Annotated in this window: 22 protein-coding genes; 1 reads left to right on the plus strand and 21 read right to left on the minus strand. The window is 28.8% G+C overall.

The features are described 5' to 3' along the window. Positions 1-238: 238 nt before the first annotated feature. From E0D94_RS11010 to E0D94_RS14880, 19 genes are all read right to left on the minus strand, one after another. Entirely contained in the window at positions 239-1,378 is a 1,140-nt protein-coding gene (locus E0D94_RS11010) for an aldo/keto reductase (protein WP_130807614.1), read from the minus strand. Positions 1,379-1,797: 419 nt separating this feature from the next. After that, a complete protein-coding gene (locus tag E0D94_RS11015) occupies positions 1,798-2,547 on the minus strand; it encodes a CPBP family intramembrane glutamic endopeptidase (RefSeq protein ID WP_130807615.1) in 750 nt (249 codons plus the stop codon). A gap of 55 nt (positions 2,548-2,602) precedes the next feature. Beyond that, positions 2,603-3,478: an AraC family transcriptional regulator gene (locus E0D94_RS11020; RefSeq protein WP_130807616.1), complete on the minus strand. Its 876-nt coding sequence runs from the start codon at positions 3,476-3,478 to the stop codon at positions 2,603-2,605. 114 nt (positions 3,479-3,592) lie between these two features. Beyond that, positions 3,593-6,997 (minus strand): TrmO family methyltransferase domain-containing protein, encoded by a 3,405-nt coding sequence (locus E0D94_RS11025; RefSeq protein ID WP_130807617.1) that lies wholly within the window; start codon positions 6,995-6,997, stop codon positions 3,593-3,595. Between the two features lie 182 nt (positions 6,998-7,179). Continuing rightward, positions 7,180-7,614 (minus strand): N-acetyltransferase, encoded by a 435-nt coding sequence (locus E0D94_RS11030; RefSeq protein ID WP_130807618.1) that lies wholly within the window; start codon positions 7,612-7,614, stop codon positions 7,180-7,182. A gap of 40 nt (positions 7,615-7,654) precedes the next feature. Then, positions 7,655-8,383 (minus strand): MBL fold metallo-hydrolase, encoded by a 729-nt coding sequence (locus E0D94_RS11035; RefSeq protein WP_130807619.1) that lies wholly within the window; start codon positions 8,381-8,383, stop codon positions 7,655-7,657. Positions 8,384-8,552: 169 nt separating this feature from the next. Further along, positions 8,553-8,825, minus strand: a complete 273-nt coding sequence (locus tag E0D94_RS11040; RefSeq protein WP_130807620.1) for a CD3324 family protein — start codon at positions 8,823-8,825, stop codon at positions 8,553-8,555. A gap of 372 nt (positions 8,826-9,197) precedes the next feature. Continuing rightward, positions 9,198-10,205, minus strand: coding sequence for a class 1b ribonucleoside-diphosphate reductase subunit beta (gene nrdF, locus E0D94_RS11045; protein WP_130807621.1), 1,008 nt, complete (start codon positions 10,203-10,205; stop codon positions 9,198-9,200). Between the two features lie 21 nt (positions 10,206-10,226). Beyond that, on the minus strand, positions 10,227-12,320 hold the full coding sequence (gene nrdE, locus E0D94_RS11050) for a class 1b ribonucleoside-diphosphate reductase subunit alpha (protein ID WP_130807622.1): 2,094 nt from the start codon (positions 12,318-12,320) through the stop codon (positions 10,227-10,229). Next, positions 12,310-12,714 (minus strand): class Ib ribonucleoside-diphosphate reductase assembly flavoprotein NrdI, encoded by a 405-nt coding sequence (nrdI, locus tag E0D94_RS11055; RefSeq protein ID WP_341274574.1) that lies wholly within the window; start codon positions 12,712-12,714, stop codon positions 12,310-12,312. The genes nrdE and nrdI overlap by 11 nt, the downstream gene beginning before the upstream one ends. A 263-nt stretch (positions 12,715-12,977) precedes the next feature. Next, the gene (locus E0D94_RS11060; protein WP_130807623.1) at positions 12,978-13,418 is read right to left on the minus strand and encodes a GTP pyrophosphokinase; all 441 of its coding nucleotides are present in this window, start codon (positions 13,416-13,418) and stop codon (positions 12,978-12,980) included. 392 nt (positions 13,419-13,810) lie between these two features. Continuing rightward, positions 13,811-15,196 (minus strand): radical SAM/SPASM domain-containing protein, encoded by a 1,386-nt coding sequence (locus E0D94_RS11065; protein WP_130807624.1) that lies wholly within the window; start codon positions 15,194-15,196, stop codon positions 13,811-13,813. A gap of 723 nt (positions 15,197-15,919) precedes the next feature. Beyond that, complete coding sequence (locus tag E0D94_RS11070) at positions 15,920-16,936, minus strand: C45 family autoproteolytic acyltransferase/hydrolase (protein ID WP_130807625.1); 1,017 nt, start codon at positions 16,934-16,936, stop codon at positions 15,920-15,922. Positions 16,937-16,984: 48 nt separating this feature from the next. Then, on the minus strand, positions 16,985-17,866 hold the full coding sequence (locus tag E0D94_RS11075) for an AraC family transcriptional regulator (RefSeq protein WP_130807626.1): 882 nt from the start codon (positions 17,864-17,866) through the stop codon (positions 16,985-16,987). Between the two features lie 994 nt (positions 17,867-18,860). Continuing rightward, positions 18,861-19,769: an Mph(B) family macrolide 2'-phosphotransferase gene (locus E0D94_RS11080; RefSeq protein ID WP_130807627.1), complete on the minus strand. Its 909-nt coding sequence runs from the start codon at positions 19,767-19,769 to the stop codon at positions 18,861-18,863. 36 nt (positions 19,770-19,805) lie between these two features. Beyond that, entirely contained in the window at positions 19,806-20,567 is a 762-nt protein-coding gene (locus tag E0D94_RS11085) for an alpha/beta fold hydrolase (protein ID WP_278044702.1), read from the minus strand. 131 nt (positions 20,568-20,698) lie between these two features. Then, on the minus strand, positions 20,699-21,298 hold the full coding sequence (locus tag E0D94_RS11090; protein ID WP_130807629.1) for a TetR/AcrR family transcriptional regulator: 600 nt from the start codon (positions 21,296-21,298) through the stop codon (positions 20,699-20,701). Between the two features lie 300 nt (positions 21,299-21,598). Next, complete coding sequence (locus tag E0D94_RS11095; RefSeq protein ID WP_130807630.1) at positions 21,599-22,474, minus strand: AraC family transcriptional regulator; 876 nt, start codon at positions 22,472-22,474, stop codon at positions 21,599-21,601. Positions 22,475-22,979: 505 nt separating this feature from the next. After that, the gene (locus E0D94_RS14880; RefSeq protein WP_165442948.1) at positions 22,980-23,132 is read right to left on the minus strand and encodes a hypothetical protein; all 153 of its coding nucleotides are present in this window, start codon (positions 23,130-23,132) and stop codon (positions 22,980-22,982) included. Positions 23,133-23,384: 252 nt separating this feature from the next. Between E0D94_RS14880 and E0D94_RS14885 the strand changes: the two genes are divergently transcribed. After that, positions 23,385-23,558 (plus strand): hypothetical protein, encoded by a 174-nt coding sequence (locus tag E0D94_RS14885; RefSeq protein WP_165442949.1) that lies wholly within the window; start codon positions 23,385-23,387, stop codon positions 23,556-23,558. A gap of 184 nt (positions 23,559-23,742) precedes the next feature. On the opposite strand, the gene E0D94_RS11100 is transcribed toward E0D94_RS14885, so the two are convergent. Both E0D94_RS11100 and E0D94_RS11105 read right to left on the minus strand, forming a co-directional pair. Next, positions 23,743-24,477 (minus strand): hypothetical protein, encoded by a 735-nt coding sequence (locus E0D94_RS11100; protein WP_130807631.1) that lies wholly within the window; start codon positions 24,475-24,477, stop codon positions 23,743-23,745. After that, positions 24,470-24,931, minus strand: coding sequence for a Panacea domain-containing protein (locus E0D94_RS11105; protein WP_130807632.1), 462 nt, complete (start codon positions 24,929-24,931; stop codon positions 24,470-24,472). The genes E0D94_RS11100 and E0D94_RS11105 overlap by 8 nt, the downstream gene beginning before the upstream one ends. Between the last annotated feature and the right edge of the window lie 214 nt (positions 24,932-25,145).

Here is a 25,145-nt window from a genome sequence, read left to right on the forward strand (position 1 = left end):
CGTACCCCCTTTATACAATATTTTTAATTCATTTTTATTTGAAGTATGATATTTAAGTCGATCTAATATTGATTGTTAATATTAAATCGTTAAAAAAAGAACATTTAAAGCTATTTGATAACAATTATCATTCTTGATGATATTATACGCCAATTGATAATCTTTGTCAATAAGTTTTCAATCTTTATTTTAAATAAAATAAAACTTCGATTTTTGAAAAATCGAAGTTTCGTTTATATTACATTTCAAACAACTCTCTTACATTTTTAAGTTCTTTACTTATTTCTATAGATTGAGGACAATGCGTATCACAAATTTTACATTCTATACAATTTGAAGCGCTTTTTTCTTTTAACTTTTCATATCCGTTATCTTCTTCAAATACATAATAATTATTATATATACTAAAATTCTTAGGAATATCTACTCCTTGTGGACATGGCATACAATAACCACATGCTGTACAATTTACTCTAATTCTACTTTTATAAATATCTTTTACTTTTTCAATAGTATTTAATTCTGTTTTTAATAGTGAGTTAAATTCTGCATCTTTAGCTATATTTATATTTTCTATTACTTGTTCCATTGTACTCATTCCACTAAGTAATATTGAAACTTCGGGATGATTCCAAACCCATCTTAATGCCCATTCAGCAGGTGTTTTATTACCATCTTCATTATTAAATAGTTCTATTACTTCTATAGGTAGATTATCTGAAAGCTTTCCTCCTCTTAAAGGCTCCATAATAACTATTCCAAGATCTTTTTCATATGCATATTTTAAACCTTTAAGTCCAGCTTGATAATCTTCATCCAAATAATTAAATTGTATTTGACAAAAAGAAAAATCATAATAGTCTATAATTTCATTAAAATATTCTTGTTTATCATGATAAGAAAATCCAGCATATTTAATCTTACCTTTCTTTATAGCACTATCCAAAAATTCATCTACGCCAAGAGATTTTAATTTTTCCCAAACTTCTTTATTTAAAGCATGTAACAAATAAAAATCTATAGAATCTATTTCAAGTCTTTCTAATTGCTCATTTAAATATTTATTCATATCTTCTCTAGTTTCAATAAGCCATGTAGGTAATTTTGTAGCTATCTTTACTTTTTCTCTATAACCGTCTTTTATTACTTTTGCAACAAAAGGTTCACTTTTACCTTTATCACTCATACCATTACCATGATAGGGATAAGCTGTATCAAGATAATTTAATCCGTTATCTATTGCATACCTTACCATCTTTATAGATTTTTCTTCATCTATTTCAGATGAATCTCCACCAAGTAAAAGTGGAAATCTCATACATCCAAAACCAAGAATAGATACCATTTCATTAGTTTTCCCAAATCTTCTATATAACAATCAATACACCCCTTTTTTTGAATTTACTGAATTTTCATATGTTAATATTATATCATTGATTTATATTAAAAAGAAATCTCATTATATTTATGCATAATAGGTGAATTATTAAAGCTTCAGTAATTAACATTAGTACAATGAGTATGCTCAAAAGAAGAATCAGAAGATGTTTTACAAGACAGTTTCATAAAAGCAATAGAATATATTGATGTAGTAAATGTTCAAAAATTCCACTCTTTGCTTTTTACTGTGACTATAAACAACTATAATAGCTATGTCAAAAGAAAAAATATTATAAAAGAAATTAATATAGAAATAGTTCAAGATATATATTAAAATAAATAATGGGTAGTGAAATAGAATTATAATATCTTTAGAAAAAGAAAAACTATTCAAAGAAATAAGTTAATTTATCTGATCTAAATTGTATCTATAAGTGCATGTAGTAATATGCATGGTGTTAATGACTTTGTTTGAATATATATTTTGCCAAATAAAAATCCTATGTATGTTTGAATACAAGTAGATAGAACAATAATTACAGAGATTTCATTATAACCTAAAATATGAGTCAAACCAAAAATAACAGATTGAATTATGTTGGCTTTATCTTCTCTTATTTCAAATGCAAGTAATCCACTTAAAAAAAATCCTCTGAAAAGTACTTCCTCTACTATACTTGGATAATATAATTTTTGTATGAAATTTTTTATATAATAACTAATTGTGTTAATCTCTGTTAAAGAGTTAATAATAGTTACCAGTTCTAACAAAATAAATATAGATACAACTATAAAAAAACTTTTAGGAGTTATACTCCAGTTAAAATCACTTAGTCTTACTTTGAATAAATAACCTAGTAAAATAGTCATTGTCAATGGTAATTGGAATAGTAATCTCAATTGATTAAGTGTATAATTATCTGTATTTATACCATAACTAAAAAGTTGAATACCAATATATACTAAATAAATAAAAATAAATGCATACAAAAAGTTTTTTTCTTTTTTGATATCACTTTTGTAATTTATTAATTGATTTTTAAAAATAATTAATGCTAGTAAAGAAAGTATACATGTTAATATAAAATTTGTATGAAATAAAAAAATCAAAATTAGACATATAATAACAAAAAACACTTCTATTAATGATAACTTTTTATCATACATCTCAATACTCACCTCTATTTTTCTAAAAAATATCACTTATACTATTTAATTTCTCTCAAACAATCGGTATATAAATCTCTACCAAATGCTTATCTCCTTCTTCCTCTATAGGAGGGTAATGCTCAAAAGAAAACCTATCATCAGGTTTATAACAACTATTTGGAAGCCACTCTGTGTACATATAATACCAAGCTTTGCCATATTCATTTGAGTCTACCATAAAACTTCCAACCCCATATAATCCTTCTGAAAGAGTCAGTACACCAATATCCCCACTAATTGCAACATTTCTGTCAACAGACATACAGACGCTGATTCGTAAATCTTTTTGGTCTGTTTCATTTCCAAAATCATGATATATAACAAACCATCTTGAATCTGCTGAAATAAGATTTCTTTGATTTGCCCATTGATATAATTTGTTAAACAAATGAGAAAAAAGCTCACTATCTCCTTTATATGGTCCTGTATATCTAGTATAAATTAACTTAATTTCCTTTTCATTTCGTATTTCAATATCTAGTGGTTCAATACTCATGTCAATCTCATGAAAGGACTGACAAACAAAATCAGATTTACTTACAATCCCATTTGTTTTTCGATAGTTACTACCGCTAATCCCATATTTAGATTTAAAAGCCTTAGCAAAAGAGGCTTGACTAGAAAATCCGACACTCATAGAGATATCAATTATTGATCTCTTTTTATCTGCTAAAAGCATATAAGCTGCCCTTTCCAATCGTATCCTTTTGATGAATCCATATAAGCTTTCTCCTGTCATAACTCTAAATATTCTTTGAAAATGATATTCACTAAAATTAGCTATTTGAGATAGTTGTTTAGTTGAAAGAGATTTATCTAGATGGTTTTCTATATAATCTTGTACTTTATTAATTTGTTTAATATAAGGATTTTCATCTTTTATATGCATATAACATCACCTTAATTCTTTTGATAAATCGTATCATATTTAAGACTACTTAATCAATTGTTTCTATTTCAAATTGTACACAACAATTATTATAGTCTAAGTACTAAATCTACATCATTTCTTTTGATAACCAGCTTTGATAATATGCCCTCCTTGATTTCCTCCCCTTGGACCCATTTCTATAATGTAGTCACATGACTTAATCATTTTAAAGTTATGTTCAATTATAATAATAGTAGCACCTTTTTCTTTCAGTTCCATTAAAACCCCTATCACCTTTTCAATATCATCTTCATGTAGGCCAGTTGTTGGTTCATCTAAAATATAAAGAGTATTTTTACAATCCTTTTTGTATAATTCTTTGGCCAACTTTATTCTCTGTGCTTCACCACCTGACAAAGTTGAAGCATTTTGACCAATCTTAAGGTAACCTAAGCCAACTTTATTTAACATAGACAGCTGTCTAACAATCTCCTTTTCTTCCTGAAAGACCTCTACTAAATCATGAATCTCAATATCAAGAATATCTCCTATAGATAAATCTTTTCTTTTAACTTCTAGCACCTCTTTAGAATACCTTTTACCATAGCATTTATTACAAGGAAAATGTACATCGTCCATATAGTGCATATTAACTAAAACCTCTCCGAGACCACTACACTCTGGACATTGCCCCTTCTTTGAATTAAAGCTAAAAAATTCTTTTGAAAGATTAGTATTTTTTGCTTGTTTAGTATCTGCATAGCACTTTCTTATTAAGTCAAACACACCAGTATAGGTGCCAGGATTAGATCTTGAGTTACTACCTATTGGTTTCTGATTGACATGGCAAACATCTTCAAATGATTCTACACCGATTACTTGTTGAAACGACCCTAACTCCTCCACATTTCTTCCTAATGATTTCATGAGATAAGGATACAAAGTCTTTGATATGAGACTGCTTTTCCCAGAACCACTAACGCCTATAACTGCTGTCATCATACCAATTGGTATTTCCACGTCAACATTTTGTAGATTATTGGTAGTAACCCCTTTAAGTTGAATATAGGAAATCTTTCTAGTATCAAGAAATTCCTCCGCAACCTCTTTGTTTTTATCTTGATATCTATCATTTACAATTTGAATGTCATCAAAGTCATCATTATAACCATTTAGTTTAAGCTGTTGTTCAATTTCTTGTCGGTTTTTTACAGAAATTAAATTTCCACCATATCGCCCAGCCTTTGGTCCCATTTTAATATGCATGTCAGCTATGGTCATAAAACTTTTTTTATGTTCTACAATGATAACTGTATTTCCATGTTTTTTTAAATCTACTATGGTATTCATTAAAAAGCTATAATCTCTTGGGTGTAATCCCTTTGAAGGTTCATCCATAATATAAAGAATATTTGATAGTCCTGTTCCAAATTGTGTAGCTAACTTCAGACGCTGAGCTTCTCCACCAGACAAACTAGGTATACTTCTATCAACTGTTATATAACTTAATCCTACATCTTGTATTCGTTTTAATCTTTGATTTAGCTTTATAAAAAGCATTTTAGTTTTATCTTGCTGATATTTTGTAAGTTGCCTGTAAACTCTATGGCACCACATCCGTAGATCATCAATGCTTTGTTTCACAATCTCAGGATATCTGTACCCATATATATTAACCAACCTACCATCCTCTAATAAACGTTCACCTTGACAACGGCTACAGATCTTTTTTGACATATATCTCTTTGTTCTATCAATACCTCTTATAGTTTTGGTATCATGGGTCAATCTTTGAATAAGATTGACGGCTCCTTCAACAGGCCTTGTAATAACTCCACTTCTTCCATTTGAATTCTCATATTGTAGGCTCACTTCACGCCCATTTGAACCATAAAAGAATTGATGTTTAAATTCCTCTGGCAAATTTAAAAATGGTAACTCAATATCCACATTTAAATCATCAGCTAAAGCCAAAATCTCTCCTCTCATCCAATTTGCATTTGGTTTCTTTTTATGTTTTCTTAAATCACCATATAGTGATGAAGCACTGTCTAGCAATGATTTCTCTGGAAATTCAACAATCTTATCTACATCTATACTCTTCTCTACTCCTAAACCTTTGCAAACTGGACACATATAATCTGGATTATTATAGCTAAATACTTGAGGTATTAAATCAAATAAAATTTCACCACATCCATTACAAACATTAGTATTATCAACAACTCGATGACATATTGGACATACTCGCTCACCAATAGTTGCAAATACAAGTCTTAATATATCTGTTATCTTAGTTACTGATCCCACTGTAGATCTAGGATTAACTCCTAGAGTTTTTTGTTTAATCGCTATAGCTGGTTGTAATCCAGTTATATTGTCAACATATGTCTTGGAAAATGTATCAGTTAACATTTGATTTGAAAGCACTAAATCCATAAACTGTTTTTGACTCTCAGCATAGATTGTATCAAAAGCTAAACTAGATTTACCACTACCACTAACACCAGAAATTAGATTAACACTATTTTTAAGAATGGATACATATACATTTTTCAGATTATGAATATGTGCATTATATATATGTATCTCTTGGTTATTATATTCATCTTTTATAACACTATCAGTCTCAATTTCATCACAAAAATCAGAATACTGATCACTTATTGTTATATTTTTTTGGCAGTTTTTATCCGATGTATCTATCTCTTTTGGCTTATCAAAGCTTTTATAGTTCGTCCAGTGCGATACCCAAGGAGGTAAAGTAGCTCCCTCTATTTTATCCACTGATGGTTGATAAAACATAATTTGAAATATTTTTGACCCTGGAAACCCGTCAAAGCCTTCAATATAAATAATACCATTATGATAATCTACCTGCTCTACACGTACAACTGTTGATCCTATTGGATTTGGTCGGACTGGCGATCTTGTTGCAAATATTCCCATATTAGGTGCATTATTATAAGGAGGATTACACGTTCTATTCCTTCGAAAAGAGTCTTTATCAAAGCGATGAAAATACCATAAAATTCTAATATAGTCACCTTTCTTGATAAATTGAGTACTATCAGAACTAAATTTAATATCACCAAGTATATTTTTCTCAAGTTTAATTACTTCTCTGTTACCATACATACTGTACTCACCAATGATATAATCTAAATAATTTAGGCAAAATCTATTTTCAGGTTCTTCTCCGCTAAGTATAACTTCTTCAGCAGGATAATAAGGCTTTATATCAATCAATTGCCCTAAAGATTTTCTCTTATCAAACCTTTCTAATTCAGTAGTATTTTTTTGAGTGTTCAGTATATAATTCTCTGGTATTTTGAGTATGACTTGGCCTATCTTTTCATTAATTTCTAGAATTTTCGTTACATATACTTCAATTCTATCTTTTATAAGGGAATACAACATACAATGAGAAAACATATCTAGCTTATTCAATGCTTTTTCATATCCTTCATGTAAATTTACAAGAATTACTTCATTCTTATCTTCTATACATAATGTTCCAATTTCTAGCCATTTCATAATGATCCTCCTATTCTCTTAACCATCTGAAACCATTATATCAATTGTTAGTAAAAAATACTTTTCCATTAATGCTATACTACTATGGCTATCCATAATTTTGATAAAAATCATCAGTATAGTCAAGATTACAAAAAATAATGAGTATCTATTTTTAAATCTATTAATAATATAACTGAAAACTATTCATTTTTTGTCCATGTCATTATATATTCCATAAATCCTGAATCTTCATTTTGTTGCTCTTTTTTCACTATAAAACCACAATGTATATAAAAATTAACTGAAGATATATTTTCAGTATAAACTGCTAATTCTAAAGGTGAATATAAAGATTTACAATAGTTTAGTAGTTTTTTGCCTATGCCTTGTCCTTGATACTCTTCTAAAACAAATAAGGCACCAATAAATGCATTGTCTATAACACTTATAAATCCTTTAATCATACTATTTTCTTTATAAATAAAAGTTGTGGAACCAGGCATATATTGATATTTAACAAGGTTATAATTTTTAATCCAATACTTTTCTGGTATAAAACTATGAGCAGTAATGTTAGTCTTTAACCAGATATTCATAATTTCTTCAATTTCAAACTTTTCTAATTGTTTAATCATTTTTTCTCTCCTTATTTTACATATTAATTATACAAATCTGTTAATCTAAAATAATACTTTGTAATGATTCTTTAATATCTTTTATATATGTTCCGCCATGATAGCATATAATTCTATCTATTTCATAATTTAATAACTTATTTATAGATTTTTTTGCATTATCTATATCTAAAGTATACTGTGGATATGGTATCATCAATTTATCATTTTCTACTATTAATGCATCTCCTGAAATTAATGTTTTACTACTTTCCAAATAAACTGAAATATGGCCTGGCATATGCCCTGGGGTAGCAATTATTTCCATACCTCCAAACCAAGAAAAAGAATCCCTATCTTTTAAGCACATGTCTACCTGAACATTTTCTACTTTTTGAATAAAACGCTGAAACTCCTTTGCACTTTCCTTTTCCTCCTCAGGAATTTTATCGTATATGGCCTCTGCTTGCTGTAATCTTAAAGATTTTTCCTTACCACTAATATATTTTTCATCATCAATCGATGAGAGAACCTTTATATGTGGGTACTCTCTTTTAAACTCTGCCAAAGCTCCCATATGATCAAAATCATGATGTGTTATAATTATTTTTGTTAATTTACTAATATCCACTCCATCCTTTTTGGCAGCACCCTTTATTAAATGCAAAAAATTAGGATATCCACAATCAATTAAAATAACTTCACTTTTATCACTTAATATAACTGGATAAATGGTATTTTTATCACCATTAAAATCAAACTTTATTTCTAAAACCGCTAGTTTATTCATTAGTTTACTCCTCCATAATATATTTATAAATATATTAACCTTACTTTCTATAATTACTCAAGTTCTTAAACGATTCTGTATCAAAGTTGTTCATATTTACCTGTAATATTTCAACTAAAAAAATCGGTATTAAATTATCTAAATGGATAATAATTACCGATTTTTTTAATTATATATTCTTTTGTTGTCTAATTATTCTTCTTATACTATGTTCAGAGAGGTAATAATTCTGTGCAAGTTTTTTAATAGATATTCCTTCATTATATTTATTAAAAATTTCTTTGTTTCTTTTTTTTAAAATGTCTTTTGTTAAAGTATTTTCTCCCCAAACTTTTTTATTGTCATATTTTATTGGTATATATAAATATCCACCCTCTATATATTCTTGAATGAGTTGGACAATATATTCTGGCAGTATATTTTGTGCATTTTCATATTTCATATCTTTTGCTCCCATCTACTTTGATATCCCTAAATAATGAAGCAAAGAGCACACAAAATAACATTACCTAAATTAGTCTATTAAATTAGGCCCTGAACAAATCATTGTTCTGTTTATTCTGTGTAATCTTTGCACAGAGCCAAAGTAGGCAGTATGTTTTATCATATAATTCATTTATTTTTCCCTCCATTTATCTATTAATAATTCATAATTACATTAAAATATTAGTATTAAACTATCTATGTTAAATACTTTATTACATTGTATCTACTATATAAAATTAATTCAACTATTAACTATATCAGTTTTTTTCTAAATACACTTTGATCTATAAACTTTATATTATTTAACTGTCTAATTAACTGTAAACTATTATATATCAAAATCATCATCCATATCAAAACTTAAATCAAAATCATCATCATTTAGATGTACAACTTCCAAAGTCTTCTCATAATTAGTTGATTTCTTTGAAAAGAAGTCATGCTGAGTAGTTTCTACATTTAGTCCATTTAATACAATTTGATTTATACTTGTAATCTTATAATGTTCTTGTCTACCCATGTTTGCTAGAGCTTTATTGGCGTTATATTTTAAATATTCCTTTACATCTGAAGTAAGTCCTATATCTGTATATATTTGTTCTGTATATTTAAATTCATTTCTCATCAGATTTTCAATCATTTCTATAACTTCTTTATCTGCCCTTATCTTTTCAGAAACATTTAGTTTTTCATATCTTTCTTGAGCAAGTAGTCCTACAAATATTCCATGAATAGATTCATCTGCTACAATTTTTTTAATTATATCAGCACTTGCTACCATTTCTCCCTGTCCTGCTAACCATAGAGGAAGAAAGAAACCACTATAAAATAAGAAACTCTCTAACATAATAGATGCAACTAAAGCCATATAAATATCATAGTCATCAACCTCTTTATGGTCTAGTTTTCTATATTTTTCATCTATTATATTTGCTTTGTATTGTAAATATGGATTTTCCTCTACCCATTTAAAAATATTATTTATCTCACTTGTAGTAGCAACTGTTGTAAAAATAGTTGAATATGATTTAGCATGTATAGTCTCCATCATACACATAAAAGAAAGAACAGATTTATTTTGTAAAGAATCAATATGATCTATTACTTTTGGCATTCCTGTATGACTTTGAAGGGTATCAAGGAGTGTCAAGCCTCCAAGCACCTTTTTATAAGCTTCTTTCATATTATCATCTAGTGATTTATAAGAATTTATATCTTTAGATGGTATATATTCAGTATCAATCCAAAATTGCTTTAAGTTTTGTTCCCAAAACAGTTCTACATAGTCATTATCTAAATTATTCCAATTTACTGCTTTAAAAATTTTATTTGTCATTTTATTCTCCTTTTATATTTATTAAACAGAACAAGTTAAGCATTCTTCAATAGTAGATTTTCTTGTACGAGTATAATATAAAGATTTTAATCCTAGCTTATGAGCATATATATAATACTTTGCTATATCACGAGTTGAGTCTAAACTATTTGTATGAAGTATTGCTGAAATACCTTGATCTACATGTCTTTGTATTACAGATATCAGTTTTATTACCTTCATTTGATCCATATCATATGCTGATTTATAATATTCCTTATTTTCATTATTTAAATATGGCATAGGATAAAAAGTAGTACTATCTCCATATTCTCTTACTTCAATAGGATCTACTATAGGCATAATAGAAGCTGTAGAGCTTTGAATGTAAGACGTAGACTGATTAGGTGCTATAGCAAGTCTATAAGCATGATAAACTCCATACTTCTTAACATCTTGTTTTAACTCTTCCCATTGTTTTATACTTGGTATTTCTATATCTTTAAATATTTCTTTAATTTTTTCCGTCTTAGGTAAATAATTTTCTTTTACATATTTATCAAAATAGTTTCCATTTGCATATTCTGATTTTTCAAAGTCCAAGAAGGTTTCTCCTTTTTCCTTTGCAATCTCCATAGAACGTTTTAAAGAATAATAATTTACCATCATGAAAAACACATTACAAAAATCTAACGCTTCACGACTTTCATATTCTATTTTGTTTTTAGCTAAAAATCCATGTAAATTCATAGCTCCAAGTCCTACACTATGAAGTTCATCATTTGCCTTTTTTATTGATGGAACTATATCTATATTTGTAATATCTGATACTGCAGTTAAAGAATCTATGGCAGCACTTACAGCTTCCTTTATTCTTTTATTTTCCATCACATTTACAATGTTTAAAGAACCCAAATTACAAGAAATACCTCTTCTTATTTTATTTTTCTCATAATAAGATCCAATATCTGAAACCTCTGATAGCTGCATAATCTCAGTACATAAATTAGAAAACTTAACATCTCCTATTTCTTTTAAAGCATGGTTTTCATTTGCATTTCCTTTAAAAAATAGATAAGGATATCCACTTTCTTTTTGAGTTTGTGCAATCTTTACAAGTAAATGTCTTGGGTTTATTTTTTTCTTCTTAACATTAGGATTTTCTATTAGTTTTTGATACATAGTATCCATATTTATTTCATCTAGATACATACCGTATTCTTTAAATACAGTATGAGGCATAAATACATAATATGGTTCATCTTTGCTCATAAGTTCCATAAACTTATCTGGGATGATAACTCCTATTGATAAAGATTTAATCCTAACCTTTTCATCTACATTTATCTTTTTGGAATCTAAAAATTCTTCAATATCCCAGTGAAATATATTTAAATAGGCAGCGCCTGCACCTGCTCTCTGTCCTAATTGATTCGCATAAGAAAATATATCTTCTAAAATTTTCATAATAGGAAGTACTCCACTTGCTCTACCTTCTATATCTTTTATAGATTCTCCTCTAGCTCTAAGTTTAGATAAGTTAAAGGCTACTCCGCCCCCTATAGAAGATAGTTTCATCGCTGAATCAAAAGCATATCCAATATTATTTAAATTATCTCCAATTTCATCTAGGAAACAAGAAACAAGTTCTCCAGAACGTTTCTTTCCTGAATTCAAAAATGTAGGGGTAGCTGGTTGGTATTCCTGATTTATTAAAGAAATAGCATATTCATGAGCTTTGTCAATATTACCTTTTGTCAAATAAAGAGATGCTACTGCAATCCTATCTTCATAACGCTCTAGAAATTTTTCCTCCGTATTATCACGAAGAGCATAACTTTGGTAAAACTTGAAAGCACTCATAAAAGAAGTAAATCTAAATTTCTTCTTATATATTTCATCAAATAAACCTTGCATCTCTTCTAATGTGTACCATTCATAAAAATCTATATAATAGTTATTTTCGATTAAATAATCTAGTTTTTCCTCTAAATTATGAAAAAATACAGTGTTTTTATTTACATAGTCTATAAAATAAGATTTAACTGCTTCCTTATCTTTATTTAAATTATACTGATTCTCATCTTCTTGTATCATTATTTCATTGTTTAATAAAATCCATTTTTTAATTGCCATAATGTGATTCCAAACCTCCTATAACTTTTTCTATAATTTCTTGTGTTCCTGATAATTCAAACTTAACTAAAATTGGAACATTATATTCTTCACTAATTTTATTTGCTGCCTTACCATACATAGGTCCCCAGTTCATATTTCCACTAGAGCTAACACTCCTAATATATATATGGTTATTTTCTAAGAATATTTTAGTTTTGAATGGTACTTGTCCAAAATTTGTAGTATATGTTATTAGATGATAATCTTTTTCTAATTTTAATCTTTCTTCTATCTTATATAGCTTCCATTCAAACAAGCTATTCTTTCTATTAGATAATCTTTCTCTCAATCTATTTATAAATCTTTCAACATTTCCTGTTTTGCTGTCATACACTATATTTATTTGTTTCATAATAAGCTCCTTTTATTTTTATGTAATATACACTATAATGTGTATTATTATTATGTTTCACACTATATATAGTATTATAATTGATAATGATTGTCAAGTAGGATTGCAAAAAATAAAATAATACATTTACTCGTTTATGTGTTTTATCTATAAATTATTAAAGGAGAGTTATAGATGGCATCTATAACTCTCCTTTAATTTTTAACATTTTGTATGATACTATTATATATATCTATAGGTATCTTATTCCATTTTCTTAGTGCTTAAATATCAGTAGTCTTTACATATATCTCTTTAAAAATCTTATTTGTTGCGTTACGATATTTTTCTATTCTTTTATAATCTTTTTCTGAAGGATTTTTGATTCGAGATAAATCCATATTATCAGATAAATCAGCTAGTTTTACCTTACAGGCTATTTCATTCTCTAAGATCCTATTAATAAATTTATCATAAGATTCACTATATCTCTTGGTTAATGCATCTAGAGATAATAAAACTTCATCAGAGAATCCTTGATTTTTCAAATATTCTAAGGTAATATCTGTATCTTCAATTACATCGTGAAGGACTCCACATATCTTTTCAATTTTAGTCTTTCCTGATAACATTACCCTAATTGGATGTAATATATAAGGTTCTCCTCCTTTGTCTACTTGTCCTTGATGAGCCGTAGTTGCTATTATTATTGCTTTTTCAAGCATAATTTTCACCTCTCTTATTTTTGGAATATCCAGGTTCTATTATTTATATTATGTAGTCTTAAAAAGCTTTTTTCAAAGCACTTTTTATATAAATACAAAAGCTAATCAAAAACTTCTTTTCTTATCCTTAACTACATCATTAAAAAGTACATACAGAACTTTTTAAAAATACAATCAATAGGTATTATATTGAATTATTTATATTAAGAAATTACCCAATCCTCCCAATAATATTTTAAATAAAATATTATCTTTCCAGTATACAAACAATAATAACTTTAAACCATATTATAAAGATGTCTTTTTTAATGAAAGACTTACTCTTGAGATTATTATGCTTGGTGCGTTATCCGTGCGACCTATTCTTCGTCCCTATAACCATTTCAATCTCTTTAGTAAGCTTCTCTATGATACGAGTTCTCATTATATCCATCAGCACTATTTACTGTTTCCTCATTTTTTTTCATAGCTTCTTCCCTTTCTTTATAAAATAAAGGAAGTTCCTTATGCAAAAGAGTTTTGACGGAATAGCACACAGGCTTGAAAAAATCACCGTTTCCATCTAACTTCAAAGGACATCCTCCTCCACAAAGAAGAGAATATGTACAATCCCTACATTCAGGAATTTTTTCTATGTTACGGTTACGTATTGAGTTTTCCTTAAACTCAGTTAAGGGATAATACTTTCCTATAGAAAAACGTTCCTTGCCAACACACCCCAAACATGGATAAATATTTCCATAGGGATCAAATGCCATACCATCTACGTGGGCGTAACAATAAGAGTACAAAGGATTTATACCTCTGCCATATACTAAGTGATCTAATATTGAATTCTTTTTAGTTATAAAATTGTTTCTTCTTTCTCTATCCTCGAACGAATACTTTATATCCGAAAGATATATTTCACTCATTATATCAATTCGTTCATCATAAGTGTCTCCAACCAGTGTGGTTAATTCAAATGATAGGTTGTCCTTATATTCTGAAAATTTTTCAAGTAGATTTTCTCTTAAATCAATTCCTTCCTTGTAATTGCTTTTCTCAAGGTTCATTCTAATTCGAATATTTATCCCACTTTCTAGACATTTCTCTACACCACCCATAATTTTTTTGAACGTAGGCTTTCCATTAGCTAATATCCTCCTACTATTGTGAGACTCTTCACTTCCATCTAATGTGATTAAAACTTGAGAAATATTTATAGATAAAAGTAAATCAAGGAATTCTGTCAGATAATACCCATTGGTAAAAATTTGATATGTTTTATCGGGAGCTTTATTAACAAGATGTTCCAAAGCGGGTCTAGTTTTTGGAAGCAACGGCTCTCCTCCAAAAAGACATATTGTCTGAACGCCCTCACCTGCGAGCTTTAAGGCAGCATCAATTTGTTTAGGAGTTATAACCTGTTTTTTAAGATAGGCATCCCCCTCAAAGCAATAAGGACATCTGAAGTTGCAGTCATAAGTCATAACAAAGACGGCAGTTCTTTGGTCCTTTTGCCTTTGAACGTGCTGGTTACGCAATACCTTTAAAATTTCATTCTTTTTAGCTACTTCCTCTTCGTAGTTATTTACCAGATATCCCCTAGATTGAAGATTACTCAATAACTCATCCTCCAAATCATTTTCTGTTACAATCTCTTCACAATCCTGCCATCTGGACAGGGTTTTGTAAATAGGCTCATCAATTTCATCCATAGTGCCTGTTAAAGAGTTTATCAGCAGTTTTTTGTTATCGTGTATGTCTACAAATATCATGTGTTTAATTAATTTCATTACTTTCCCTCCCTAAAACTGATTGTTATATTAATCAAGTCCATGTTTATCGGGGATGTCCTATATATAAGACAAATACCCATCATCTCCATTAAGTTTATAGTGCACACATAATTTCGCAACAACTCACATTGCCAAGAAATACAATAAGCAAAATGTTTAAAGGAATATTATTTATGATAAAAACCCTTCTATCACTGAATAATTTGATTATTGTGATAGAAGGGTTTTGTAACTTAGCTTTTTTTGAATTAAATATTCAGCAAGAGAGTAAGCTAAATTACTTTACTAAACTTAGCAAGCACAACAAAACTGACTACCAATTCCTATCATTGGTCCCATTTCTGAGCTCTCCTGATTAGCTACATTTTGTAAATTCCAACTAGATTCAATAATTGGCTTCATTTTCATTATACTTTCACCCCCTAGTATAGTATGACATTCTACCTCTTTTTGCATTATCTCATGATGTATATATGTATTATATTAAAGCATTTATCAAAAGTCAAGATTAATTTTTCAAATTTTAAGAATTTTTCAACTTTTTACAATTTCCTACATTATTTTTATGAATCTTTATACTTAGATTAGGGGGAATTTTCACTATTTTTATTGAAAACTATCACCATAGGGTATTCTACTTACTCTTCTAGTGGCTCTCCATTGATCAGTTTCTTAATCCATCTAAGCATTTCTTTAGTTTTCCATGCTCTAGATATGGTTTTATAGTAATTCATTCTTCAATTTTTCCAAACGATAGTCAAATTTATACTTCGCTCGTCTAGGATTCCCTTCTGCTCTTTTTATAGAAAGAGTGTTCAAATGGTAACTCACAGACCATAAAGTGTCAAAAGAAAGCTTTTTATCATATTGACATAAAAACCCTTTTTTACCAGACGCAATTTCTATACCTAATTCTCTCGAATAGTCTCTTCGACTTTCCAGATTTTTGGTGACAGTATCATAACGGTCTAATGTTGAATACCAGTTCTCTTCTGGCTTACAATCAAATTTTTTCATTTCTTTTTTAATAAAATGATTCGTAGCAACAATAAATCTTTCATCGGATTTAGGATACCTGATTGCCATATGATCTGGACACATTTCTACAACTGCTAAGTGTCCTAATGCATCTGCTAATACAAAACACTGTGAGGTCATTGACGGTATGTTCTCAAGCAGTTTAATCGCTTCATCAACATCTTTACATTTTTCCAATAACATTCTCACAATCATCAAAAAATTCAAACCTGGCTGTATTGTTCTAGGTGATACAAAAGTCATTCCTACCGCTAAACCATGTTCATTTATTCCATCTTCTTTTCCTATCAAACTATCTCCATGTCCTAAAAAAACACTCCCTTTATTAGGGTTATAAAGGGCGCTTTCTGTGGTCTTTCTAAGTTGAACAAACATGTCATGATTTCTAACAAAATAAACTTCATCTTCCTCAACATATGCAAAAGTTGTGCAGCCCACATCAAATGAATAGGCTCCTGCTGTTATTAAAAATGTTCCAAATTTTAAATAGTCGACATATAGCCCTTCTGCCATACCCCGGATTTCATCGATAATCTCAGGATATATGCTTTCACATATTTTTAAAGATTTCTTCCCCATCCCAATTCTTTCAGTGTTGAAATCCAGCAATGGTGACAAATCAACTTGGTGTTTTTTTAATAGTTTTCCATAGTGATTTCCCATTTCATAGTGAGTCCCTTTAAATCTTGGTTTATACATTATCTTCCTCCTTTTATCTTTCTATAAATAAGTTTATCAGATTATATTTTATTTTCTTGACATCTGTTGCTTTTTTATAGGAACCAAGATTTCCATGAAACCAGTTTTTTGCTCAAAAGAAAAATCTTTGCTGTAACGCTCAATGATATAGTTATCATCTAAAATCATATGAGATTTCTTAAACCATGAAAAATAAATATAGCTGTATAAGTGATGTAAATACTCAAATGTTTGGGTTAATCTAAAACATGCATATACTTGATTGCTAATCAATGATTGATCCATCTTTCTCTTGGCATCATCAAATACACCACCTATAAAAACATTTTGCTGCTCACTGAAATCTATCTTCCTTGGTTCACAACCAACACTTTCCCAAATCATATATAAGTAATCTCCATTTGGCTGTATACAGTTCTCAGAAAAATATTCAAGCAATTGGCTCCAATAGCTTTGAACATTCATTGTCATTAAATCAACTGTTCCTCTAATACCAGTAAGTTTTAGTTGATCAATAGACTCGAAATACGGCACATAATTTGATTGAAAATGAATATTGGAAAGCTTTCCTTCATCAATACAATCCATGACTAACAACTTATTTTCATTTGGATTCTTTCTAAATTCACTTGGTGATATACTAAAATATTTCTTGAAAGCTCTTGTAAAAGACTCATGTGAATTATAGCCAAATGCAAATGCTATATCAATTATTTTTTCATTCGTAAATTTTAGTTTTTTAGCAATAATTGTAAACTTTCTCTTTCTAATATAGTCCGCAATTGTTTCATTTGTCATCGTATAAAAGATTCTATGAAAATGGTACTTTGAAAGAAAAATATGATCAAATAAATGATGATATACATTTTCTTCGAACATATTATTCTCAATATAATCTATTGCGGAAAGTACTGTTTGCTGATAATCCATTATATCACCTACTATTCTATACCCTTTTATTTCAAATCAAGCAATCTTTAACGAAGTTGAATTTTTCAATATCTCTCCGTCAGTATATATATTTTATCATATAGAATCCAAATCAACATAAACAAACATTTGTGCATCAAAAATGGTGAAATACACTCTTACCATTCAACAAAATTGATTGTATTGGATTTATTCTCAATATAGTGTCATGCGAAAAAATCTTGCTAAGTTAAATAAAATCAATTATTATAAGTAGTCACACCACTATCTCAATGCCTGTTTTGGCAATTTAATAAAACTAAAATATATCATCTAAACCTAACTGTTTATATTGATATACTACTTGTTTGGGAGTATCTCTAATCTCCTAAATAAATTAAAGAAGGAGCATACCAATGAAAATAGATTGAGAAATATTGATTTAAATGTAGTGATTACAGAAGAAGAATAAGAATTAATTTTAAATAGAATGGGTGCTATAGATGCAACAAATATGGGGACCTTTATTTAAAAAATGGCTATTAATAGAGAATTTTTTATTATGAATAATATGTTTTAAAGAAATGAATATGACCCTAACTAGGGTTAGATCTAATATATGCAGTAAGATAAATTCATCAAAAGGATTTTTCTAAAAGCGAGGTACCAAAAGAATTAGGTATTCCTTTATTACTGCCACAAATTATTTGGATCAAAATATATTACTCTTTAACTGTAATCATATATTTATAATATTCTAATGAATAGTTCATTATTACAAAGCTTTAAATGTGTATTCTATATATATATTTATAATAATTTAATATTTATAAATGAAAGCAAACTATTTAACTAATTAGTTAAATAGTTTGCTTTCATTTATTTCTTCTCTATCAAACAAGCCGTCTCCAAATGCATCTACACATAGGTATTATACAATTTAACAGAACACATTATCCTTGGAGACATTTTTTCATTTTTACCCCAGAAATACTTTTTCCAAATAGTATACTGCTTAAATATTTTCTATTTCCAACGCTTCCTTAGCCATCTGAACGTATTTATCAACACCAGATACCAATGCAAATTCTGCAATTGAAACTGGATATGCAGCTACCAGTTCAATAATATGTGCTTTCATCTTTGGCCAATAATACCCACCTGCTTCTTTATAGGCTACAATTAGCTTCTCAAGTCCTTCTTCGCCAAAAGCGCTATAATTAAAAACAAAGTCATTTGAAATATCTGTAACCTTAGCTTCAGTCCAGTCGATTAATCCAGTCACATTATCATCTTTATCAATCAAAGTATGCCCAGCATGAACATCTCCATGGATCAATCCAGTTTTCTTTGGCCACATTTCCCCGTTATTAATCCATGCCTGCCATCTGTTCCATAGATTCTCACCTACACCAAACTTTGCTCTTACAACATCCATGCGCTGTTTCATTGATATCCTTGCTTCTTCTGGTGTATGTACCAGTATGTCAAGCTCATCAACTCTATCACCAGGTATGCTATGAAGCTCTGCTAATACTTTACCAAGAGAGTTGTGAAATGATTCTGGAACATTGTTAATATCTATCTCCCAAACATAGTTTCCTATATTATGGTCTATAGTTCCTGCTGGTACACCATCTAATTTCTTGTAAGCTATTAGCTCATCTGTGTAAATAATCCAGTTGGGTGCTTGAAAAGATCTAGCATACTGATTTACTAAATCTAATGCTTGTTTTTCTACCTTTGTTCTAGGCATAACATCTTCACGTCTAGGTAATCTAAGCACCCATTCTTTTTTACCTTCATCTAGTGCAAATACAACCTGAAAATCAAGTCCAGATTCATTAAACTGCATTGTTTCTTCTTTAAGAAAAAGATTATGTTTTTTAGCTATTTCAATCACTTGTTTTATATCTTTACTCATTCAAAATCACTCCTATCTAAATTTTTAAAATCTCAATTATGAACTTATTGCATGCTTTGATATAGCTATAATAATTTTATTCCAATCATTATAGTTAAGCTCATGCCCAGCACTATCTAAAGTAATTAAAACTGCATCTGTTATGATTTTAAAAAGGTGAACCCCATGTTCATAAGGGATAATTGGATCTTCCGTTCCATGAACTACAAGTGTAGGAGTATTGATTTCATCGGTTCTGGACAAATAAGAACCCCATCCTTTTACAAACCCATGGTTTTCCATACTCTTTAAATTATTCGCTCTGTCAAAATCCTCTTCAGCCAATTTCCTTATTCTCTCTACATCAAAGGGATGCCTAAAGCCTACAATAAGTTTACTTCTATTTATCATATATTCTACTACTTCCTCTTTATCATGGAAGTTAGTGGTTTTAATATTAGCTATAGCCTCTGGTACTCTGCTATCTTTTTTAGAAAGATTAGGATCGAAATTTGATGTCATAACTAACGAAATAGTCAATACCCTATCTGGATACTTTAAGGCAACTATCTGAGTAATAATTCCCCCCATAGACATGCCGACTATGTGAGCCTTATCAATTTTGTAATCATCTAAAATCTTAACTGCATCATCTGCCATGTCTTCAAATGTATACTTTGGACTACCATACTCGTAAGTAACTGATTTGCCAACATCTCTATTGTCATAACGAATAACATGAAATCCTTGATTACTTAATCTATTACAAAACTCTTCTTCCCACCAAATCATTGATGCAGTAGCTCCCATAATCAACAAGATAGTTGGATTATTAATATCTCCAAAACTCTCAGTACAGATATGAACATCATTAAAATGAATTATTTTTTCTGTCATAACTTACCACCACTTTTCTAATTTTGTTTGATAATATCATTACCTAGATACAATTAAGTCCGAATAATTTGATTAGCAACAGCCTCAAATAATAACTCTTTGATTCTTTCATAATTATATTGCTTCAACTCTCCCTTTTGAGAACCTATTAATAATGCTGATCTTAGAACTCCAGCTATAACGCCTGGGTCTTCATCGATAATCTCCTTAGAGTCTTGACGTGATTTAATAAACTCCAATAGTGGAACAATACTCCTCAGATTTTCAGAACCGATATATTGTGGATTTAGTTTTCTTGATACAATTTTGTATTCTTCAAGGTCATAAATCAACCTTCGGGTCAATATTTTGGATTCTAATTCCAATGCCATTTTATTTAAATATATCTTTATAGCTGAATGTATATCCTTAGCGGCCAAAACCTCTGACCAAACCTGCTTTTCAATTTGCTCTCCCTCACGTGCTAATAGTTTCATATATAGCTTTTCTTTTGACTCAAAAAATACATAAAAGGTACTCTTTGCAATTCCAACAGAGGAAGTAAGGTCTTCAATAGAAGTACTTTTAAAGCCTTTATTTATGAAAGAGTGATATGCCACATCAAATAATTCTTCTTTAATTTGTTCTTTCTCAGATTCAGTAAATTTTCCCATTTCTAAATCTACCTCCCAACATAAAAATATAAAAACATATTTTTTATTTGTTTTTATAATAACAAAAAATTATATGTTTGTAAATAGTTATATTCTACTTGGCTCAAGCTTTTTAGCAGTTAAATTTGACTTTGATAAAAAACTTTGAATAGTTGATAAAGATATATATCCCCTATCAATTAGTTCATTATAAATAATTTTTGCTCTACGTTTTTATACATGATGATACTAATATGCGTAAATATTAGAATAGACCCCCTATAAAATTTATGGGGGTCTGAAGTAGGTCTCATTAAACTTCTATTTCTTCTTGACAACAGGTATCCATATTTCACTTCTAAAAGTTGGTGAAGTTGTATCCTGACTTTCGTTCCACAAGATTTCTGGTCCTTCTGCTATTTCATAATTTGAAGATGGAAACCATTCAGAATAAATACGTCCCCAAACATTTTGAAGTGTCTCTGGAAATGGTCCTAATGCTTCGAATACAGCCCATGTTGAAGCTGCAACTCTAAGTTCTTCTAGATCACTTGGACATTCATTATTTGTTGTTACACCAATATAATGATCAAGCTCTCCCTTTTCTTCCATTCTATCTTCCGAAAAGTTTGTAGATGCACTAAGCAATCCTATAGGCTCTATATTAGATAACTCCTTAAGTTTACTGATTATTTCACCATCTAAGCTTTTCCACATCCATTCAATCTCTTGATTTACTCCGTTGAAAATAATAGGCACCCTTTTCTTAATACCAACTATGCTAAATGCTTCTTTTTCTTCGATTCGATAGTTCATTTCATTTCCTCCTTTAATTGATAATTGAAAGTTCATTGGTGGATATGCTTTTAGTGATTCTCCTTTATTTCTGGCCAATGATGGTGTTACACCATGCATACATTGAAATGCTCTTGTAAAAGAATCAGGAGAACTATATCCATATTTAATGGCAACGTCGATTACCCTTATGTTGCTATTAATAATCTCAAAAGCTGCAAGAGTCAATCGTCTTCGACGAATATATTCCGACAAAGTAACACCTGCAAGGAAAGAAAACATCCTTTGGAAATGGTACTGGGAACATAAAGCTACCTTAGCAACTTCTTTTAGGTCAATATTATTTGTAAGATTCTTTTCAATATAGCTTAGTGCTTCATTCATTCTTTTAAGCGAATCCATTTGCATGACCTCCTCTCATCAATATAATAGCAGGAATTGGATCTATTTACCCTACATACCTTGCACAGTTATGTAGGATTATTTTCTTGAAATGCAAAAAACAAGATTTGATCGACCTAATCAAATCCTGTCTTCTATTTATAACATGTCTACTTTTTCTAGGTAAGCACTGTAATGCAAATTTCAAGCTCTCCAATAGACACTTTATTCTTAAAATCTTACCCATTTGTTATAAACTTAAAATCCTTTAAACCCAGCTATTTCATTTATTTCTTCTCTATCAAACAAACCGTCTCCACATGAACAGTATGATTAAATCAAGACTTTTTCTATATTTTATCATATCTATGTATAACTTTGTAACACTTGGTTTTATCGTCTTTAAAGATACAAAAAAATAAATTGTATTTTATTATATCATTATATATTTTTATATAACTTTCTTATGGGTGGCACAAGGGTGGAAAAATTCATCCTTGCCACCTTATTATTCTATTAAGATTCTTTATTTATTACTATCATCTATTTCTGTTTTTCTTTCTGCATTAGAAAGTATCTTTTTTATCCTTTCTAAAATTTCTTCTGTCTTGCTTTCATCTATGAATTCATCATCAAATTGAATTGTAGCGTTGTCTAATTTAAATTCTTTTACTATCATAACTCATTTCTCCTTTCTTTTGACATATCTTTAAACTCTTCTAAATTATCTTTTTCACTCAAATAAATCACTCCTTACATAATACTTTCTATTTTATTTCTCTAAAATTCTTTTTTAAACATTAATAATACATAATTAATTTAAAATCAGAGTTCCCATTATAAGTTTATGTTATATTAATCTAAAAGTAAGACCATAATTTCTTATAATAATTTTAAAATTAGTCTACTAGAAATAAGGAGTTTTTATACTATGAGAGTATCAGTAAAAGAAGCCGCAAAAACATTAGAAGTATCTGAACAGTTTATCCGAATTGGATTACAAAGAGAATTGCTTCCTATAGGTACTGCAATAAAAATGAGTAGCAAATGGACTTATCATATTAGTCCAAAATTATTGAAAGAGTATATTGGAGAACATAATTAAAGAGAATTTCAGATCATATTTTTCATATTAAAACTTTAATATTTCTTTTTAAATTAAATCACCTTACCCTTTAAGTATTTTTTGGATATTACTCTTATTGATCACTATATATAATATTCTCACAGAACTTTAGTTCGATATAAATACAAAAATAAAAGTATCTTTACTTATTATAAGATACTTTTTAATTTACATTCTTATCATTAACATTTTTATGATTTTTTTTATATTCGTGTAATTGTTTCTTTAACCATTTATTTTCTTCTTCTATACTAATGAATTCATCAAGAATTTCATTGACATCAGAAGTATCTTTGCTTTCTAATACTTCATTTCTTTTTATTAAATATTTATTTGTTTTTCTTAGATCTGTATTTTCTTTAATAAGAATCTCATAGCAAGACTTAAATGGTTTGTATCTTTTGGCACCTTCATAATTATCTGAATCTATCATATTATGATTTGGATCTAACCAATATATATAAAAACAATTATCAACAATAAATCCATGCACTCTACCTTTACTTTTAGATATTCTAAATTGTACACATTCTAACTGTTTAATTGTTTTTTCATCAAATAATTTATATTGAAAATTGGTTTGAGAAAAATTTTGGGGATGAGCATCAAATACTGGATTTGTAGCAATCTGTGTCCAAGTTCTATTACTTATTTCCTTTAATATATCAATCAGTTCTAAAAACCAATTATCACATATTTTATTTACTCCACCTAAATTGAAATATTTATGTTTTCTATCAAAATACTTAAATGAAAAAATAATTTCAGATTGTTTATTTTTCTTAAATTCTTCAACGCTTTTTACAGTTATATTTTTAGGTGTTTTTTTATCACTTTTTTTTGGCTGAACACTAGATAAGGCATTAAATTTATCTGACTTATATTCTTTTTTAGTCATTTTGAGAGTTTTTAAACTCCTCTAAATAAAAATCCCTCATAATATTTTCATCAATAACATTATTGGACCACTCTAACATCCCAAGCCCTTCTCTTGCAGATAACCAAGGTAATTCTTTATGAGTCAATACTTCAAGATCATTGCCATCTAAATCTCCATATATTCTGTATATCTCTTCAATAAATTCATAAATTTCTTGATTTTGCTCAATATTTTGAGGTGTTTCTTCATTTTTAATAGGTGTCCAACCATTATCTTTATATTTATCATATAACTCTGGTGAAACTGGTCCATGAATCCAAGCTTCAAATTTTGAATCTATTAATCTTTCATTATAAAGAGCTAAATACCAAGCTTGTGCATAATAACAAAGCTTTTGTAATTTCTTATGTGTCATAGACTCCATATTTAGAAAGGTACTAGCGATATCAAATATTGTTATCTCCCTTTTCATTTTAAATCCTCCCTTTATTTTGTGCAAATATATAACATTATCCATGTATAAACCCCTCCCACTAATATATATTATTAGTAGTTAGAATTATTGACATTAAATTTAATATTATATACATATTTTTACTGGTAAATTATATATATCACTCTTGGTTATATTTTACTAGAAGCAAATTCAAAAGTAAATACCACTATATATAGAATTTTAATAGTGA

It is taken from the genome of Senegalia massiliensis (genome assembly GCF_900626135.1).
Taxonomy (GTDB): domain Bacteria; phylum Bacillota; class Clostridia; order Tissierellales; family SIT17; genus Anaeromonas; species Anaeromonas massiliensis.